This window comes from Larkinella harenae, assembly GCF_054780515.1.
Map to the genome: position 1 here is coordinate 1,148,389 of NZ_BAAGWE010000002.1, position 18,890 is coordinate 1,167,278.

At 50.9% G+C, this 18,890-nt stretch carries 15 protein-coding genes; 5 read left to right on the top strand and 10 right to left on the bottom strand.

Annotation, left to right across the window (positions count from 1 at the left end):
* Positions 1-2: 2 nt before the first annotated feature.
* Positions 3-173, bottom strand: coding sequence for a hypothetical protein (locus ACYVH9_RS15805; RefSeq protein ID WP_460637333.1), 171 nt, complete (start codon positions 171-173; stop codon positions 3-5).
* Positions 174-256: 83 nt separating this feature from the next.
* Positions 257-1,492, bottom strand: a complete 1,236-nt coding sequence (locus tag ACYVH9_RS15810; protein WP_460637334.1) for a nucleoside recognition domain-containing protein — start codon at positions 1,490-1,492, stop codon at positions 257-259.
* A gap of 173 nt (positions 1,493-1,665) precedes the next feature.
* Between ACYVH9_RS15810 and ACYVH9_RS15815 the strand changes: the two genes are divergently transcribed.
* Entirely contained in the window at positions 1,666-2,331 is a 666-nt protein-coding gene (locus ACYVH9_RS15815; protein WP_460637335.1) for a M15 family metallopeptidase, read from the top strand.
* A gap of 4 nt (positions 2,332-2,335) precedes the next feature.
* Here the strand turns inward: ACYVH9_RS15815 and ACYVH9_RS15820 are convergent, their stop codons facing one another.
* From ACYVH9_RS15820 to ACYVH9_RS15830, 3 genes are all read right to left on the bottom strand, one after another.
* Entirely contained in the window at positions 2,336-2,872 is a 537-nt protein-coding gene (locus ACYVH9_RS15820; RefSeq protein WP_460637336.1) for a 3'-5' exonuclease, read from the bottom strand.
* A gap of 143 nt (positions 2,873-3,015) precedes the next feature.
* A complete protein-coding gene (locus tag ACYVH9_RS15825) occupies positions 3,016-3,597 on the bottom strand; it encodes a porin family protein (protein WP_460637337.1) in 582 nt (193 codons plus the stop codon).
* Between the two features lie 233 nt (positions 3,598-3,830).
* A complete protein-coding gene (locus ACYVH9_RS15830) occupies positions 3,831-4,388 on the bottom strand; it encodes a YqgE/AlgH family protein (RefSeq protein WP_460637338.1) in 558 nt (185 codons plus the stop codon).
* A gap of 208 nt (positions 4,389-4,596) precedes the next feature.
* Here ACYVH9_RS15830 and ACYVH9_RS15835 point away from each other — a divergent pair, with 208 nt between their 5' ends.
* The gene (locus tag ACYVH9_RS15835) at positions 4,597-5,886 is read left to right on the top strand and encodes a DUF5690 family protein (protein ID WP_460637339.1); all 1,290 of its coding nucleotides are present in this window, start codon (positions 4,597-4,599) and stop codon (positions 5,884-5,886) included.
* An 89-nt stretch (positions 5,887-5,975) separates the two neighbouring features.
* On the opposite strand, the gene pyk is transcribed toward ACYVH9_RS15835, so the two are convergent.
* Together pyk and treF are read right to left on the bottom strand one after the other, a co-directional pair.
* Positions 5,976-7,412, bottom strand: a complete 1,437-nt coding sequence (gene pyk, locus ACYVH9_RS15840) for a pyruvate kinase (protein WP_460637340.1) — start codon at positions 7,410-7,412, stop codon at positions 5,976-5,978.
* Positions 7,413-7,556: 144 nt separating this feature from the next.
* Positions 7,557-9,080, bottom strand: a complete 1,524-nt coding sequence (treF, locus tag ACYVH9_RS15845; RefSeq protein ID WP_460637341.1) for an alpha,alpha-trehalase TreF — start codon at positions 9,078-9,080, stop codon at positions 7,557-7,559.
* A gap of 240 nt (positions 9,081-9,320) precedes the next feature.
* Here treF and treS point away from each other — a divergent pair, with 240 nt between their 5' ends.
* Both treS and ACYVH9_RS15855 read left to right on the top strand, forming a co-directional pair.
* On the top strand, positions 9,321-12,632 hold the full coding sequence (gene treS / locus ACYVH9_RS15850) for a maltose alpha-D-glucosyltransferase (protein WP_460637342.1): 3,312 nt from the start codon (positions 9,321-9,323) through the stop codon (positions 12,630-12,632).
* Positions 12,633-12,831: 199 nt separating this feature from the next.
* Entirely contained in the window at positions 12,832-15,048 is a 2,217-nt protein-coding gene (locus ACYVH9_RS15855; RefSeq protein ID WP_460637343.1) for a bifunctional alpha,alpha-trehalose-phosphate synthase (UDP-forming)/trehalose-phosphatase, read from the top strand.
* Positions 15,049-15,117: 69 nt separating this feature from the next.
* On the opposite strand, the gene ACYVH9_RS15860 is transcribed toward ACYVH9_RS15855, so the two are convergent.
* Entirely contained in the window at positions 15,118-15,822 is a 705-nt protein-coding gene (locus ACYVH9_RS15860) for an MIP family channel protein (RefSeq protein ID WP_460637344.1), read from the bottom strand.
* 177 nt (positions 15,823-15,999) lie between these two features.
* Positions 16,000-16,683 carry a 3-keto-disaccharide hydrolase gene (locus tag ACYVH9_RS15865; protein ID WP_460637345.1) on the bottom strand — a complete coding sequence of 228 codons (684 nt, stop codon included), beginning with the start codon at positions 16,681-16,683 and terminating at the stop codon, positions 16,000-16,002.
* A 51-nt stretch (positions 16,684-16,734) separates the two neighbouring features.
* Between ACYVH9_RS15865 and ACYVH9_RS15870 the strand changes: the two genes are divergently transcribed.
* Positions 16,735-17,094, top strand: a complete 360-nt coding sequence (locus ACYVH9_RS15870) for a hypothetical protein (protein WP_460637346.1) — start codon at positions 16,735-16,737, stop codon at positions 17,092-17,094.
* Between the two features lie 59 nt (positions 17,095-17,153).
* On the opposite strand, the gene ACYVH9_RS15875 is transcribed toward ACYVH9_RS15870, so the two are convergent.
* A complete protein-coding gene (locus ACYVH9_RS15875) occupies positions 17,154-18,845 on the bottom strand; it encodes a discoidin domain-containing protein (RefSeq protein ID WP_460637347.1) in 1,692 nt (563 codons plus the stop codon).
* Positions 18,846-18,890: the final 45 nt, after the last annotated feature.

Below are 18,890 nucleotides of genomic sequence, written 5' to 3' on the forward strand. Positions count from 1 at the left end.
GGTTATTTTTTGCGGTTTTTAGCGGCCTGTGCCTTTTCGCGCTGCTCTTTCTCGTAGGCTTCGCGGTGGCGTTTTTCGGCGGATAAATTGCGATAAAGGCCGTTCAGAACGTAAATATCATCCACCTCGTCGATGAGTCGGTGCAGTTGTTCGCGGATTTGCTCAATGTTCATAGTAAATCGGTACGTATGATAAGCCCAACGGGCCTGACTAGGGATAACCCCGAATCTCCATGCCGGGTTTATCGAAAATGAGGTTAATGAAAAAAGAAGTACCCCAGCGCAATTCCGGCAATGACTCCCGCCAGATCAGCAATCAATCCGGCCACGATGGCGTAACGGGTCTTCTTGATCCCCACGGAGCCAAAGTACAAGGCAACGATGTAAAAGGTTGTATCAGCAGCTCCCTGAAAAATGCAGGAAAGTCGGCCGACGAACGAATCCGGCCCGAACTCTTTCATGGCGTCGATCATCAGCGCCCGCGATGCACTTCCGCTCAGGGGCCGCATCAGCGCCACCGGCAAGGCATCCGTAAAATCCGTATTAACACCCGTCAAACCAATCAGGTACTTCATGCCATCGACCACGTAGGCCATGGCGCCCGAATTTCGCAGTGCGCTGATTGCCACCAGCATTCCGACCAAATATGGAATAATCCGGATGGAGGTTTCAAAACCACCTTTCGCTCCTTCGATAAACGTGTCAAAAATATCGACTTTCTTCCGCATCGCCCCAAGCAGAAAAGCCACGATGATGACGAACAACGTAACATTGCCCACCACTTTCGACACCTGTTCAATTTCTTCTTTCGGCAGCGACGACAAATACCACAAAGCCAGTACCAGAAAAGCCGTTATGCCGCCCAACCAACCCATTACCAACCCGTTGAACAGATTGATCCGTTGTTTCAAAGCGACAATAAACATGCTAAAAACCGTGGCAACGTAGGTTCCGATCAGGCATGGAATAAAAATATCCGATGGGTCTTTTGCCCCCAGGATGGCCCGTTGCGCCATAATTCCGAGCGGTATGATGGTCAGCCCCGAAGTGTGTAACACCAGAAACATAATCTGGGCATTGGAAGCCGTCTCTTTTTGCGGATTGAGTTCCTGCAAACTCTGCATGGCTTTCAGACCAAACGGGGTGGCCGCGTTATCCAGCCCGAGCATGTTGGCCGAGAAATTCATAATCATCTGCCCGTTGGCGGGATGATCTTTGGGTACCTCCGGAAACAATTTATTGAAAAACGGCCCGATGATCCGGGCCAGGAAATTGATGGCACCGGCTTTTTCGCCAATATTGAGCAAACCCAGGAAGAACGTCATCACACCCGCCAACGGCAGGGCAATATCCATAACGGCCACTTTCGAGGAATCAAACAAGCCCTCAACGATGGTCTTGAAGATTTCGGTATCGCCCAGAAAAATCAGTTTAAAGAGCGCAATTAGAAAGGCAATCAGAAAGAAAGCTACCCAGATGTAGTTAAGGGCCATGTTACGGACACACGTTATTCGTAGCAAAATAGCGGGTTTTTCGTTATTTCGCAACGAACCAGGCTACTCTCCGCTCAACGGAGCTTTATCTTCGCTCAACTCCGCAAAACAACAAAACGAGTTGGCTCAGGGAGTTGAGCGGAGGACTTTAGAGTTCAGCAGCCATTTATGCCATGAAATATACCCTTTTATTCTTTTTTGTCTGGCCGCAACTTCTTTGCGCGCAGGGAAAACTGGAACAGGCCATGATCCGGCAGGGATTGGTAGATGTTCAGCAAGTTGACCCGACGGTTTTGGTGGAACTGAAATACTCGACCACGGATAATTTCGTCGGCAAGGATGTGTACGGCGATCTGACACGGGCGTATTTGCAACCGATGGCGGCCCGTAAACTGGCCAAGGCCAGCACATTGCTTCGGCAAAAGCACCCCGAACTCCGACTGCTGGTGTACGACGCCACCCGGCCCCGGTCGGTGCAGTGGGATTTGTGGAATACACTGAAGCATTTACCGCCCGCAGAGCGCGGTAAGTATGTTTCCAATCCGCGCAACGGCTCAGTACACAATTACGGCTGTGCTGTCGACCTGACGCTGGCGATGCCGGACGGAAAACCGCTGGATATGGGTACAAAATTTGATTATTTTGGTGAGCTGGCGTATCCCGAAAAAGAAGATCAGCTGCTCCGACAAGGAAAACTAACCCAAAAACAGGTCGGAAACCGGCGGTTGTTGCGTTCGGTGATGCAGAAGGCCGGATTTTCGTATTTAAAAGCGGAGTGGTGGCATTTCAACGCCGTATCGCGGGCCGAAGCCAAACGGTTGTATCCAATTGTCGAATAACAGGCTATTCGTGCAGGTCTATTTTTCGGGTTCCAATCAGCCCTTGCGAATCATTTCTCAACAGCCGTTCGAAAAGTTGTACGGTGGCAGCGGCATCGCCGTGAGCGCGGTGGCGGTTATCGAGCGGAATTTGCAGGGAGCGGCATAACTTGCCCAGGCTGTACGACGGTAATCCCGGAAAAATCCGGCGGCTCAGCTGAACCGTACAAAGGCGGTGGCGCTCGAAAGGCAGCCCAATCCAGGAAAATTCTTTTTTCAGAAAACCGTAGTCAAAGGGCGCGTTGTGAGCAACAAAAACGGCACCTTCCGTGACCCGGGCAATGGCGTCGGCAACATCGGCAAAATCGGGCGCCGATTGCACCATTTCATCCGAAATACCGGTCATCCGGGCTATAAAGGGAGGAATGGGACAGTGTGGATTCAGCAGCGAGTGAAAACTATCCACCACCTGCACACCATCAAACCGAAAAACCGCTACTTCCGTCAGACGGGTTTGTCCACCGATTCCCCCCGTCGTTTCTACGTCAACAATCGAAAACATCGTTTTGCAAGATACGGTTTTTTCCCTGTCCAGTACGTTTTTGCGGGAAAATAACGTTCTCTGGGTGAGCGGCCTGCTGGTAGGGCAACCGCCAAGCGACCTCTGCAAAATGCCCTGGTGAAGTCCCTTAGTGGTTCTGCCCGTTACTTCTTTTTGTAGAAATTATAAATAATCGATACCTGAAACGTACGGTTTCGGTACTCCACAATGGGATTGCTGGAGACGTTGTTTAAACCGTGGATGTAGCGCAGGTGTAAGCTGAACTGTTCGGCCATGTCCAGAAAATCGTAATGAGCACCGACGGCAATACCAGTATCCTGTTTTTTGCCGGGTCCATACGGGGTCTCGATAGCGTAGCTGAATTCGGGGCCCGCCTGCAATACCAATCCTTCCGTCGGAACCCACCCCAGCATGATCGGTAAACTGATGTAATTGAAGTTTTGCCGAAGGGTTTGTTCATTCGCGCCCAGTCGCCGGAGCGATCCGCCTTTTACCGAATACAGCAATTCGGGCTGAGCAACGAAGTTTTTGTAGCGTAGCCGATAAATACCTCCAAAGTGGAAAGCCGTTTTAAAACGTTCCAGAGAATACGGCGTAACGCCTTCCTGGGCGGTTTTGGACGTACTAGCCCCGGCTTTAAGGCCAAATACTCCCTGAATCTGAGCAAACGAAGAGAACGATGCGCACAAAAACGCTACGAGTAGAACTAATTTAACTTTCAACATGCCTATTGGGGTAAAAAACCGTGCGGTTCGTTAGCGTAACTACGAACCGGCAGACAAATAACGGGAGAATTTGGGTTATCTTACGGCTGCCCCCCAAAGTTTCAGAGGATTTTCACAAAAATTAAGAGAAAAGACAAAAGAGCTTAGACAAGCGAATTAAGACTTTTGTCGTTTAGCTACCGGTATACAACTTGCCTGTTTTCTCTTGTCTACGCTCTCTCGTCTACACAAAATCAATTCAGCCGCGGATCAACGGGGTAGTGCGAAAGAACCCGGTACTGGCCGCCCATCTGGCGAAGGATTCCCCGCCAGAACTGGTCCGATGGTGTATCAAAAATGTAGTTCGAATCAGCCTGGCTCACAATCCAAGCATTCTGGGCCATTTCATCGGCCAATTGTCCGCCCGACCAGCCAGAATAACCAACAAAGAAACGAACATCGTTTTCTTTCACCGCGCCGGCATTGATCAACTGCCGCAGCCGGTCAAAATTACCACTCCAGAAAAGTCCATTCGGCAACTCGATGGATTCTTCCAGAGCATGGCCCAGTCGGTGAATGTAATGCAGGGTATTTTGCTGAACGGGTCCGCCGACATACAGTGAATAATCGTGGTACATCTCATCGGTCAGCACATCATTGAGTTTAACCTGGGCAATTTGATTCAGCACCAGGCCGAACGTCCCTTCCTCGTTATGATCGCACACCAGCACGACGCTTCGTTCAAAATTGGGATCGCCCAAAAACGGCTCCGCGATCAACAGACATCCATTGGTGATAGTATGTGCGCTCATATCGGTTGTATTCGGGTTATGGTAAACATAAATTTAAGTGACTCGTACGAACGCACATCCTGTTCGCACGAATTGTACTCTATTTCCGTAACACAATCTTAATACCAAAAGTCTACTTTTATAAGGAAACCGTTTCGAAATTTGATTTTTAGGGCCTCGCGTACATCCTATTCCTAAAACTGTGTAATTTGTAAGCAAACCGACACAAATGCCAAACAAATCTATCCTGCGCAACCCCATTATCTTTGTAATCTTCGGTGCAGTAGCCGCATTTTGTACATATGCCTGTATGTACGCATTTCGCAAAGGCATCACCGCCGTTGTTTTTGAAGGCATGAGTTACGCCGGAATCAACTATAAAATCTGGCTCATCACCGCGCAGGTGCTCGGTTATGCGGTTTCCAAGCGAATCGGAGTCAAAGTGGTATCGGAGATGAAACCGGGTCAACGGGCCATGTATGTGTTGCTGTTCATCGGTTTGTCCGAACTGGCCCTGCTCGGTTTTGCGGTGGTGCCTCCGCCCTACAACATTGCCTTTTTATTCTTAAACGGTTTACCGCTGGGGATGGTGTACGGCATTATGCTGGGATTTCTGGAAGGCCGACGGCAGACCGACGCGCTGGTGGCCGGGCTGACGGCTTCGTTTATCTTCGCGTCGGGATTTGTAAAAACCGTTGCCCTGACCGTTCGCAGCGCCTGGGGTGTTTCGGAATTCTGGCTTCCTTTTGTCACAGGCCTTCTGTTTGTCATTCCGTTGCTGATTTCAGTCTGTATGATGACCCTGTTGCCTCCGCCCTCTGCGGAAGACCAGCGGCTCCGCACCCAGCGCCGACCCATGAATCAAACCGAGCGCCGGCATTTTTTGCGTACGTTCTCCGCCGGCCTGACCACCCTGATTATCTCTTACGTCCTGCTTTCGGCCTTCCGGGATTTCCGTGACAATTTTGCGCCCGAAATTCTCTCAGCCGTCGGCATTGCTAACCCGGCGGTTTTTACCAAAACGGAAACGACCGTGGCCGTCGGCATTCTCATCGTGATGGGAGCCCTGCAACTGGTGAAAGACAACTTCCTGGCGTTCCGGCTGATCAACGTCGTGATGCTGCTGTCGGCGGTGTTGATCGGCATCAGTACCTGGTTTTTTCAACAGGGCGTTCTGGCACCGGGCACCTGGTTTACGCTCGTCGGCCTGGGGTTGTACGGTGCCTACGTACCCTGCAACGGCTTGTATTTCGAACGGTTGGTGGCTTCGTTCCGGTACGTCAGCACGGTCGGTTTTATTGTCACGCTGGCCGATTATTACGGCTATATGGGCAGCGTGGCCGTGGTGCTTTATAAGAATTTTGGTCAGCCCAACATCAGTTTTCTCGACTTTTTCGTGTACTCGGCCTATGTAATTTCCATCGCCTACAGTGCACTGGTCATCGCGTCGTTCGGCTATTTTCAGCGGGAGTACAAACGGATAACGTCGCAGCGTTTAGCGGAGCGAATCAGTGCTTAGCCGCTTTCTTTAAAAGAAAAAGCGTTGAACAGAATTCTCTGCTCAACGCTTTTTCTGTTGTGTTTCTGCGCGAAACAAACTATTTTTTCTTATACCACACTCAACTTCACGGTATTCGTATGCAGGTGTTCTATCAACGGCATGCTGAGCGTGTTGATGAAAATGTCACCTGGCTCCAGCACTCCCTGCTTCACCAGCAGATCTTTGATCTCCGACACGGTTTGATCAACGGTGTTCGCCGGATTGGGTTCGTACGGTAACACATTCACTCCCCAGTACAACGCCAGCGTACGCATCATCGCCTTGTTGGCCGTAAAGACGTACAATCCTGCTTTCGGACGGTGGTGTGACAGACGGAAGGCCGTATAACCTGATGTGGTAATTCCGATAATGGCTTTGGCCCTGGTATCCCGTGCCAACCGACAGGCGCTCATCACCACGTTGTCATTCAGGACGTTCTTACCCGGATTTTCGTTGACGTAAGCGTGGTAACGGTAGTAAATCGTATTGCTCAGTTCTTCAACTTTCTGAATGGTATGCGTCATGTTTTCGACCGCCAGGATGGGGTATTTTCCTGACGCCGTTTCGGCGCTGAGCATCACAGCATCGGCCCCATCCAACACGGAATTGGCAATGTCGTTGATTTCGGCACGAGTCGGGCGAGGGGCATCGATCATGCTTTCGAGCATCTGCGTTGCTACAATAACCGGTTTGGCGGCTTTGTTGGACTTCTCCACGATCATCTTCTGAATCATTGGAACATCCTCGGCGGGCAACTCAACGCCCAGGTCACCACGGGCCACCATCACGCCGTCTGTAGCGGCAACGATTTCGTCAATGTTCAGAATGGCTTCGGGCTTCTCGAGTTTGGCAATCACCCGGGTCGATTTCCCCCGTGCCCGAATGTATTCCTTGATTTCCAGAATCTCGGATGCCTGCCGGACGAACGACAATGCAATCCAGTCGACATTCTGTTCCAGACCGAAATCCAGATCATTGAAGTCTTTCTCGGTTACCGAAGGCATCGAAACCTTCGTGTTGGGCAGGTTGACACCTTTTTTGGATTTCAACGGACCACCGTACACGACTTCCGTAATGACATCGGTTCCTTCCGTTCCGATCACCTTCACTTCCAGTTTGCCATCATCCAGCAAAATACGTTCACCGTTCCGTACGTCGCGGTACATGCCTTTGTAGGGCGTACTGACGCGCTCCGCCGTTCCGACAACCTCTTCGTTAGTAAAGATCAGCTTGTTGCCGGGCAGAATCATCACCCCGTTATCATCTTCAACTTTACCAATTCGGATTTTCGGGCCCTGCAAATCCTGCAAAATAGCGATATTCAGGCCGTATTCATCGTTTATCTCCCGGATGCGCTGAATGCGAACCAGGTGTTCTTCGTGGGAGCCGTGGGAAAAATTCAGCCGGAAAACATTGACACCGGCACGAGCTAAGGCCAACAGTTTTTCTTTGCTCTCGGACGCCGGACCGACCGTGGCAACAATCTTGGTTTTTTTCAATGACATAAATTTTGACAGAAGTCGGTAGACCAAACAGGTGCAAAATAAGCAACCCTTTCCGACATATCAGCAAATTTTCTGTAAAGAGTTGTTTAATTATCCGTAAAACATCACTTTTCAGCAACTCATTTTGTCAATATAATCAGCTGGTTAAGCTTTTTTACCTTCTTTTTCGGCCATCAGTTGCAGATAAACCCCGTTGGTCCAGCCAAAACCGTCCTGATTCGGGTAAGCGCCCCCGCTCGCGGTCAGCGTATCATCCATAACATTATATTTTTCCGTCAGCTTACCCGTTGCCCGAAAAATCCGATCGTTCAGCGCCAGCCAGCGGTCACGGCCCTCATGGGCGGTTGCCGTAAATCCGTAATTCATCAATCCTTTGTAGACAATCCACTGCAAAGGCGCCCAGCCGTTGGGTGCATCCCACTGCTGGCCGGAACGAATCAGCGTGGTGACCCAGCCCCCCGGTTTCAAAAAATCTTCGCGCAGCCGATTATGAACCTGCTCCGCCTGCTCAGGGGTAGCCAGCCCGGCAAACAACGGAAAGGCGGCCGCCAGCGTGAGTGAAGTCGTGGGCCGGCTGGTTACCAGATCATGGTCAAAATAAAAATTTCGGTGGCTATCCCAGAAAACCGCATCGATGGCTTTTCGGCGGGCCAGCGCCAGTTCTTCAAACCGTTGCTCCTCCACCCGATTGCCCGCCTGTTGGTAAGCCGCCTGTAATGTCGTTTCCAGGATATACATCAGGCAATTCAGGTCGACCGGCAAAATATGCCCGGCGCTGGTGGTAACCAAGGACTCCCCGTCGCGAAACCAGCGGCTGCTGAAATCCCAACCCGATTCACAAGCCGCCCGCAGATGGCCGTACAACTCGACGGCTTCAATACCGACGGCATGGGCTACCTCGGTCAACTCCACTTCCTTTAGGTAGGCTTCAGGCCGGGGTCGGGGCGTCGGATCGTAGTACCGGTTCAGAACCTCTCCTTCCGGCAATCGCACTGCCCGGCTTTCGGCTCCCTCCTTTTCCCTCATCCAGAACGTGTACTCCTGCCGCAACTGGGGCAAATAATGCGACAAAACCGCCGGCCCATCGATTTCGGCCAGCAATTGGACCATGAGTGCAAAAAAAGGTGGCTGCGATCGACACAGAAAATAGGTACGGTTGCCATTCGGGATAAAACCGTATGTATCAATGAGGTACGAAAAATTGTCGACCATATTCCGAACCAGATTGACCCGCCCAGCCTGCTTCAGGCCCAGCAATGTGAAATAGCTATCCCAGTAAAAAATCTCGCGAAAACGCCCCCCCGGCACGATGTACGGATACGGCAGGGGCAAGCGTGAACTGCCTTCCACCGGCGAATCCGCAGCCCGCGTCAGCACATCCCACAACGTGTCGATGTGCGCCGTCGTGGTCATGGAAGAATCGCTCGAAAAACCAGACGCGGGCGAGTCTGGCAGTGTAAAATGCTGGCTAACAAACGCTTTTAGAAAAAAATCGGGTTTATCTTTTTGCGCTTCGTACAAGGCCAAAATCGCCTTGGGGGCCATGCGGGGCACACAATCAACGAAGGTTTTTGAATCAGGAAAAATGCGGCTCAATTGAACTTCCAGAAAAAAATCGCCGAACAGCTCATCCGGCGCCAAGGGGGCCTGATAGACGGGTGGGTGCATTTTACGGTTTTTTACAAGGTTATCTCTTTTCAACTCCGGAAGCACCCCGGAGGTTTCGCGAACTTCCGCCCAGTCCGTATTCGCCCCAACGTACCGGTTGCCGGTTTTTTCGGGTTTCCTATCTACGGTGCCATTTGCCGGATTCCTAAACATCTGGCAACAATCCGCGTTAGAATTAATAACGACTCATCCAAATTGCGATAGAACCCTTCATTGGCCCGGAATTTTGACGAACGAATTATGGCAACGAAGAAAATAGCCTTAGACGATAACCTCCACTGGTACAAAGATGCCATCATCTACGAATTACACATCAAAGCCTTCCGCGATCACAATGGTGACGGTATTGGCGATTTTCAGGGACTGTTAGAGAAGCTGGACTACCTCCAGGACTTGGGCGTTACGGCCATCTGGGTCCTGCCGTTCTATCCGTCTCCGCTGCGCGACGACGGGTACGACATCGCCGATTATTACAGCATCAACCCCTCTTACGGCAACGTTGAGCAATTTCAGGAATTCCTGCAGGAAGCCCACAAACGGAATCTGAAAGTCATTACCGAGTTGGTGATCAACCATACCTCCGATCAGCATCCGTGGTTTCAACGCGCTCGCAAAGCGCCCAAAGGATCGCCGGAGCGGGATTATTACGTCTGGACCGACGATCCGAATCAGTACAAGGATGTTCGGATTATTTTTCAGGATTTTGAAGCCTCCAACTGGACCTGGGACCCTGTGGCCCAGCAGTATTACTGGCACCGTTTTTTCCACCATCAGCCCGATCTGAATTACGACAATCCATTGGTGCAGGAAGAGATTTATAAAATTCTGGACTACTGGTGCGAGATGGGCGTCGACGGTTTCCGGCTTGATGCGGTTCCGTATCTCTACGAACGCGAAGGGACCAACGGTGAAAACTTGCCCGAAACCCACGCCTTTTTGAAAAAACTCCGCAAACATGTCGATAAGAAATTTCCGGGAACGGTTTTTCTGGCCGAAGCCAACATGTGGCCCGAAGATTCGGCGTCGTATTTCGGCGACGGCGACGAGTGCCACATGAACTACCATTTTCCGGTTATGCCGCGTATGTTCATGGCCGTTCAGATGGAGGATCGCTACCCGATTACGGATATCTTCGACCAGACGCCCGAAATTCCTGAAACCTGCCAGTGGGCCATTTTCCTGCGCAACCACGACGAGCTGACCCTCGAAATGGTGACCGACGATGAGCGGGATTACATGTACAAGATGTACGCCAAGAACCCGAAAGCGCGCATCAACCTCGGTATCCGGCACCGGCTGGCTCCACTCATGGACAACGACCGCCGGAAAATTGAGCTGCTCAACAGCCTGCTGTTTTCGCTGGCCGGCACCCCGGTACTCTACTACGGTGACGAAATCGGGATGGGTGACAACGTGTACCTTGGCGATCGCGACGGGGTTCGGACCCCAATGCAGTGGTCGCCCGACCGGAACGCGGGATTTTCCACAACCAATCCGCAGAAATTATACCTGCCCGTCATCCTGGACCCGGCTTACCATTATGAAGCCGTCAACGTCGAAACGCAGTGGCAGAATACGTCCTCGCTGCTGTGGTTTACCAAGCGAATGATCAACATGCGGAAACGGCACAAAGCGTTCGGGCGGGGCGATCTGAAGTTTCTGAATGTTGAGAATCCCAAGGTGCTGGCATTTACCCGAACCTACGAAGAAGAGACGCTGCTGATAATCGTCAATTTGTCTAAGCATTCGCAACCGGCAGAAGTCAATCTGGCCGATTACAGCGGCTACCGGCCCGTTGAAATGTTCAGCAAAAACCGCTTCCCACCCATCAAAGATAATAGCACCTACCCATTTACGCTGGCGCCGTATGATTACCAGTGGTTTACGCTTCAAAAGACGCATCCAAACGTTGATCCGGCCAGCGAATTGCCACTGTTGAAAATAGCGAAATGGGAAGATTTGCTTCAATCCAAAACGCGAAACATTCTCGAAAGCGAGGTTCTGCCGAATTACATCACCAAAGAAAACTGGTTTATCGGCAAAGGCCGGGAAGTCGAGAGTTTTGCGATTGCGGATCAGGGCGTCATCGATCTGGATGCAAAAAAAGGTCTGTTGCTGCTGGTGGAAGTAACGTATGAGCAAGGACAGCCCGAATTGTATCAGGTACCGGTAACGTTCGTGCAGGGGGATCGTGCCAATGAGATCAGCCAAAGCCATCCGCAGGCCATCCTGGCCCAGATGCAGCTGGGCAACGAAATTGGGTTGCTCTGCGATGCCTTTTTTACCGACCGTCTGCACCAGCTGCTGTTTGCCAAACTGGTCGGCAACCAGTCGATCAAGGCGGCTAATGGTAAACTGGTTTTCACGAGCGACCAATCCCTCCAGGAATACCATCAAGAAGTCAGTGAGATCAAATCCAAAGTACACACCGCCGACCGGGACTACACGTCGATCACCTACGGCAATCGGTTCTTCCTGAAAATGTACCGGAAGATCGACTGGAATATCAATCCGGATATTGAATTAAGCCGCTACCTCAGCAAGGAAGCTCAGTTTGAATACATTCCGGAATTTCTGGGTACCATCGAATGGCAATCGGAGAAAGGCACCATTGCACTCGGTATGCTGGAAGCTATGATCGAAAACCACGGCGACGGCCATAGCTTCATGCTCGAACGGATTCATAATTACATCGAGCGTATTCTGGCCCGCAGTAAGGAAACGCTGGCCACCATTTGTCGTCAGGGCAGCCTGGGCGATCCGAAAGGATTTGATGAATTATCGCCCAATTGCCGCGAATTGCTCGGCGGTTCGGCATCGGAAGAGGCTCGCCTGCTCGGTATCCGAACGGGGCAGATGCACCTGGCGCTGGCAGCATCTAATCACAAGGATTTTGCCCCCGAAGAGTTTTCCCTGCACTACCAGCGCTCGCTGTTTGCCGGCATGCAGTCGCTCGTTCGCGAAAGCTACCAGCGTCTGGATCGAAACATGGAAACTCTGCCGACGGAAATCCAGTCGGAGATTAAGGACATTGTCGGCAAAAAACAGGCGGTCTTAGATGCGTTGAAACGGATTTACGACCATAAACTGGATGCCCTGAAAATCCGAATTCACGGCAATTATCATTTGGGGCAAATTCTGCTTACGGGCAAAGATATCGCGATTCAGGATTTTGGCGGCAATCCGTTGCGGACGTTCAGCACCCGGCGCATCAAAAGATCGCCGTTGCGGGATGTAGCCGCCATGATTCGTTCGTTTTATTACGTTGCCTACGACGGTTTTCAGTCGACCAGCCAGGTGCCCAAAGAAGACGTTTCCGGTCTGTTGTCGTTCGCTGATTTGTGGGCTTATCAGATGGGTGAAATCTTCCTGAAAGCCTACCTTGAAACCGTTTCAGAAAAGGAATTCTACCCAAAAAAGGAATCGGATTTGCAGCTTATGCTGGAAACGTACTTACTGGAAAGAGCCATTTTTGATCTCAACTATGAACTTTCTAACCGTCCGGATCGGGTTCTGGCCCCCGTCCGAATCATAAAAACAATTGTCGATTAATGCGCCGGAATTTGGTATACAGTTATGTCAGAAAAGTTCGCTCACAGGGCTGTATACCAAAAACTTAAAAACAGATTAACGCTATACTTTTCACCGTCAAAAATGGCATTAGTTTTTTCAAATTCCATTTTTATCCGAACCATTCTCCACCAAATGGTCTTGTTTAATTACCCAAGGTGATTAGTATAAACCATTCGTCATGAAGAATAATAGACTTGTCATCGTATCGTATCGTTTACCATTTTCCTTCGAAACCGTAGCTGGCAATACGACCGTAAAAGCCTCGGCCGGTGGTTTGGTAACCGCCATGAAATCGCTGGATTTTAGTGGAGCCAAGCAGAAGCCCGTTTGGATTGGCTGCGCCGATTTCTCCCGCCGAACGTGGGAAAAAAACCAACACCTGGTCAACGAAGATTTCGAGTATGTACCGGTTTTTCTGGAACGTAAAATTCAACAGGATTTTTACAACGGTTTTTCGAACTCCGTACTGTGGCCCCTTTTTCACTACTTTTCTACGTACGTTGATTACCAGGAGCGCGATTTTATAGCCTATCAGAAAGCTAATGAAGCCGTTAGCGAAGCCGTTGCGCAACTGTTGCAACCCCAGGATATCGTCTGGGTGCACGATTACCACTTTATGGGATTACCCAAACTGATTCGTGAAAAACAGCCAGCGGCTACTATCGGTTTTTTCCTGCACATTCCGTTTCCTTCTTACGAAATCCTTCGAATTCTTCCCCAAAAATGCAAGGAATATCTACTAACGGGCTTACTAGGAGCTGATCTAGTCGGTTTTCATACCAATGACTACAACATCCACTTTTTGCAATCCATCCAGATTAATCTTGGCGTGCAACACAAAATCTGGAAGATCAGTTACCAGGACCGGCTGATTCAGTCGGATTCATTTCCTGTTGGCATCAATTATTCCCTGTATCACGACGCTTACGATGACCCGGACGTGGTTACGGAGCGGGAAGCATTGCTGGAAGCGTATAAAAACAACAAAATCATTTTCTCCGTCGACCGGCTGGACTACACCAAAGGGGTCATGCAACGGCTTGACGCACTGGAGGCTTTTTTCAAGAAATACCCCGAATGGGCTGAGCGACTGACGTTTATTCTGGTGGTGGTGCCTTCCCGGGATGAAATCCTGAAGTACGGCGAACGCAAGGTCATGATCGAACAAGCCGTTGGACGCATCAACGGCAAGTATGGTACGCTCATTTGGCGGCCAATTGTTTACCGGTACGGATCGGTGCCGTTTCCGCAATTACTTGCGCTTTATACCGCCTGTGACGTTGCCCTCATTACCCCCATCCGCGATGGCATGAACCTGGTAGCGAAAGAGTTTGTGGCTGCTCGCAAAGACCATCAGGGTGTGCTGATTCTCAGCGAAATGACCGGAGCTGCCAACGAACTCAGTACCGCGCTGCACATCAACCCAATGGACGAAAATGAAGTGGCGGACAAAATGAAACTGGCGCTCGAGATGGAACCCGAAGAGCAAGCCCGCCGGATCGCCATCATGCAGCGCCGACTCAAGGATTATGATGTCAAACAATGGGCGAACAGCTTTGTCGAATCCCTACTGAATATGCAGAATACACAACATAAAGAACCTACCCCGCTGGTCTCCCTGCTAAAACCAGGCATTGATTTCTCACTTCAGGAACGGTATGCCCAGGCCCGCTCCCGTTTGTTACTGCTCGATTACGACGGGACTTTGGTTAATTATAAAACCAAACCTGACCAGGCTTCCCCTACTCCGGAAGTTATCAATGTGCTGGGCCGGTTGGCCAGCCGCCGGGAAAATTATGTCGTGATCATCAGCGGCCGCGATCAACAGACACTCGATGAATGGCTGGGCTTCCTGCCCATCGACATGGTGGCCGAACACGGTTCGTACATCAAACAGCAGGGGTTGTGGCGACGTGATATTCTGGACGACGGTTCCTGGAAACAGATTGTCAACCCCGTTCTGGTCGATTTCGTCACCCGTTGTCCGGGTTCGTTTATTGAGGAGAAAAGCCACTCGCTGGCCTGGCATTACCGTAGCGCCGAATCGGAAACCGGTTTTGTGCGCTCCCGCGAGTTGATCAATACGCTGGAAAATCTGTTGCCCTACCAATTGCGGGTTATTGATGGCAATTGCGTTGTCGAAATCAAGAGTACCGAAACCGACAAGGGCAAAGTTGCCAAGCAACTCTCTCTGGCGCGGCCCTACGATTTTGTGCTGGCAATTGGCGATGACCGCACGGACGAAGACATGTTTTCGGCACTGACCCTCGAAAATCAGTATACCGTCAAAGTTGGCCCCGGTACCACCAATGCAGCCTACCGGCTCGAAAATGTCCAGGATGTATTGAGTTTGTTGAAAGACTTTTCCGCAGATTCTGCCAACGCTCCCTGGTAATTTTAGCCACTAGCTTATAAACAACGGGGGCGGATGTCAATATCCGCCCCCGTTGTTTATAACTAAATTTTATACCGTTACTGCATCTTCAAAAACGCCTTTCCAAACCAAAGCGGCTACAATTCCGCCCAGAACGGGCGCTACAATGAACAGCCACAGCTGCTGCATCGCCAATCCTCCCGCAAAAATTGCGGGTCCAAAACTACGCGCTGGATTCACCGACGTTCCGGTAATAGGGATAGCTACCAGGTGAATCAGCACGAGCGTCAACCCAATGGCTAAACCGGCCATCGTGCCATTGCCCCATTTAGCGGTTGTTTTGAAAATGACTAGTAAAAACAGAAACGTCAGCACGGCTTCCGTCACAAACGCTGAAGTCGTATTATAGGCTGCCAGATACCCCGGCCCCCAGCCATTGGCTCCCAACGCCCATTCTTTCATCATAAAACCAGGCGCTCCACTTTCGATCAGGTATAACACCCCGGCCGCCAGCGTAGCCCCCACAAACTGGGCCACGATGTACTGAACAGCCTCGCCGGTTTTTATCTTACCAGCCACCAGCATCGAAATCGTAATTGCCGGATTGATGTGGCAACCCGAAATCGGGCCGATGGCATAGGCCATCACAACCACGGCTAGTCCAAACGCCAGCGAGATGCCCAGAAGGCCGATCCCTGCCGGGCCGGTTGCCGAAATACCCGAAATACCGGCAGCTCCGCATCCAAAGAGTACTAGAGAGAACGTGCCGATCAACTCGGCCAATGACTTTTTCATACGTAGCTTTTTTAGTTGAAGAGAAAGGGTTTGTTTTCCCTCTCTTTTGACCGGAAAAACCGTACAAAGTCACAGGTAAGAATGTCGTCAGTTCAAGAAGCGGTTCCGGACTTGAACGAGGTCGCCGGCACTCCGAAACCAAACAGCCCGAAATTTAACGTTCCGGGCAGCGTGCGGCTATTTCAGCTCCTTAATTTTCATATTCCTGAAGTAGATCGGAGCACCCGCGTGTTTGCCCTGAAACCCAACATGGCCTTCATTCGGCAGGGTTGCCCACGGTTTATTGAGCCAGTTCGGAATGGCCGAACCATCAGGATTTTGACTGCCGGACGTCCACTGGCTCATATCGATTTCGTTGACCACTTGGCCGTTCAGCACCACCTTGATGTGTTTTCCCTGGCAGGTGATGGTATACCGGTTCCATTCGCCAGCTGGCTTGACGATTTTGGGCGCCAGCGCGGGTTTGTGGCCAAAAAATGCGCCACACTGCCACGAAGCCGGCGCTTTTGACCATTGATCGCTGTAATCGTCCGCAATCTGAATTTCTACTGAATTCGGGATAAAGTTGGCCGTATCGCTGCAATACACAAAAACTCCGCTGTTGGTGCCGGCAGCATTCTTGAACTCCAGATCCAACACAAAATTTTTGTACGTTTTTTTCGTCCAGATCGGAATATCCTGCGTAGCCGTCAGGATACCGTTTTCAGCGTACCAGATGCCTTGCGGAAAACCGGCATCGGATAAATCGGCCGCAAAAAGCGGTTTCCAGTCTTTTCCAGACGTGTTGGGATGTTTCTGGGGGGATTGGGCCAAAGCCAGGCTGGTCAGCAAACAGCCGACCAGAAAGAGAATCTTGTTCATAAAATGGACTCGTTTCAAAATAGATTAGCACTGCGAAGTTGCCGGACTTTTATGAAAAAGAAAAGCTTTTCGCAAACCATCCAGGCTGGTCCTTGTTTACTTACTAACCAATCAACGTTTGAAAACATGGACAAGGCACAGAAATTTGATTTGATGAATAAAATTGTTCGTGAATTGGAAGACCTTCAGAACAGCCAGACGGCGCTGATCAACAAAATCAGTCAAATTGAGGTCGACAATATGAACCTGAACGATTCATACCTGGAAAAACAACTCGGCGACATGCACGCTAAAATTGCGGACAATGTTGATGCTGTGAATGATATTTTTAGCCATTTTGAAGGAACTCGCGACGATTTTGCAAAAGCCAACAACCTCGGCGTGGAAACAGAAACTGAGGACATCAGCTAGTTAACCTAAAGTGAGCCAACCGACAACGAGCCGCCCCGAGTAAGGGCGGCTCGTTGTTTTTACCGGGCACCCACAACCTCGCTCACCGTTGAAACCCCGTTTTCATTGAAGGCTTCGATCGCGAAATAGTACGGAACGCCTACATTCAATGCCCGCAATTCCAGTTGGTTTGGCTGGTCGTGCCAGATTTGGTAGGTTTGATAGAGCTTGTCTTTGGCAATACCCCAAAGAATATTGTAGCCGATGGCGCCCGGTACTTTCTGCCAGTTAATATCGGCATTTCGCTGGTCTTTCTGACGAACGACGGTCAGTTTGGCGGGTGTGGCCGGGATCTTTCCCAGACCGTTGCCAAATACCCGAAAACCGTTGATGGCTACGTAGGGTCCGGCCGTATACACATGCTCATAGCGAACATACCTGGCCCGAACGGGTGCAGGCAGCTCCACATACGCACAGGCCCGGTCGCGCCGGGGCTCGGTGGTCAGATCGGCGATTTTATCCCACTTCCTGCCGTCTTTCGATGCGTACAACCGAAACTGGGTATAAACCGTCGAATCACTGTCAAAAACGGTATTTTTGTAATCGACATAATTCACCTGCACCGCCCGAACGTTCTGCTCAGCGCCCAGATCCGACGTCAGGGTTTCACCGGTTTTGTTGCGGGTTGGAACCCAAAAGGTGCGCGGGTTTTCGTCAACCGTCAGCTCAGCCCGCAGGGTGTCGAGCGTCGACGAAGCGGTAACGGGTTTCTTGTAATTCAGCAGCATCCAGCCCGTAAAGAGCTCGTTGCTGTTCTCCCATTTCTGCGTCGGCAAATGATGCGGAAAATCCCCGAAACGGGTGTTGGCATAAAGCTGATCGTCTTTGTCAAACCCAGCCGGATGCATCACAATCCGGCGTTCCATCCCCCAGACGATGCCCAGCCAGGTTGTGCCCGTGTTCCAGTAATTGCCAAAATTATCCTGAAACGTATTTCCATGACCGGTACCGGTTGCGTACCCTCCCGGTTTGTAAGCAATCGGATTGTAGGGAGCGTATTCAAAGGGGCCCAACGGGTCCTTTCCCACATACGTCCCATTGGCGTAAACGTTGAATTCGGTGCCCGGAGCCCCGTACTGAAGATAATATTTACCGTTGTATTTGGTCATCCACGCCCCTTCCGTGAACGGTTTGATGGGGTCCGAATGGTTAGGACCAAACCGTTCCCAGCCGTGTTGCCAGGGATCGAGCCAGAACATGGGCTGGTACGCTTTCGACGGTTCCGGATTTTTATACGTCAACCGGCGACTATGGTCGAGTTCGGCCCCAAAAATCGGGTAGACATTCGAAGAACCCCAGTACATATACCACTTATCCATATCAGCATCGTGAAAAAGCGCCGGGTCCCAGGGACCAATATCTTTCGGCAGCCGGGGCAACCAACGGTTGTAGAATTTCAGCTTCCCCTTTCCCGGTTCGGTGGAATAGAAAATGGGGCGTTGTTCAAACGTCGACTGAAACAAAAACAACGTGTCGCGCACCGATAGCGCGGCTGGCGCGCACATGTCCTCCATAGGCCATTTGTCCGGCACCACATACTGCCAGCTCACCAGATCTTTTGATTTCCACCACCCGCCCGAAATGGTCACAAAGAGAAAGTACTCGCCCGGTTGATTACCGACCTTATGATTGATGATCACCGGATCGGCACCGGAGCGGTATGAAATTCGCTCGTTTAGTTGCTCGAAATTGTATCGATAACTGATATCCATGGGATTGCAGTATGTCCGCTGCTGTGCGTAGGCTGACGTAACCGC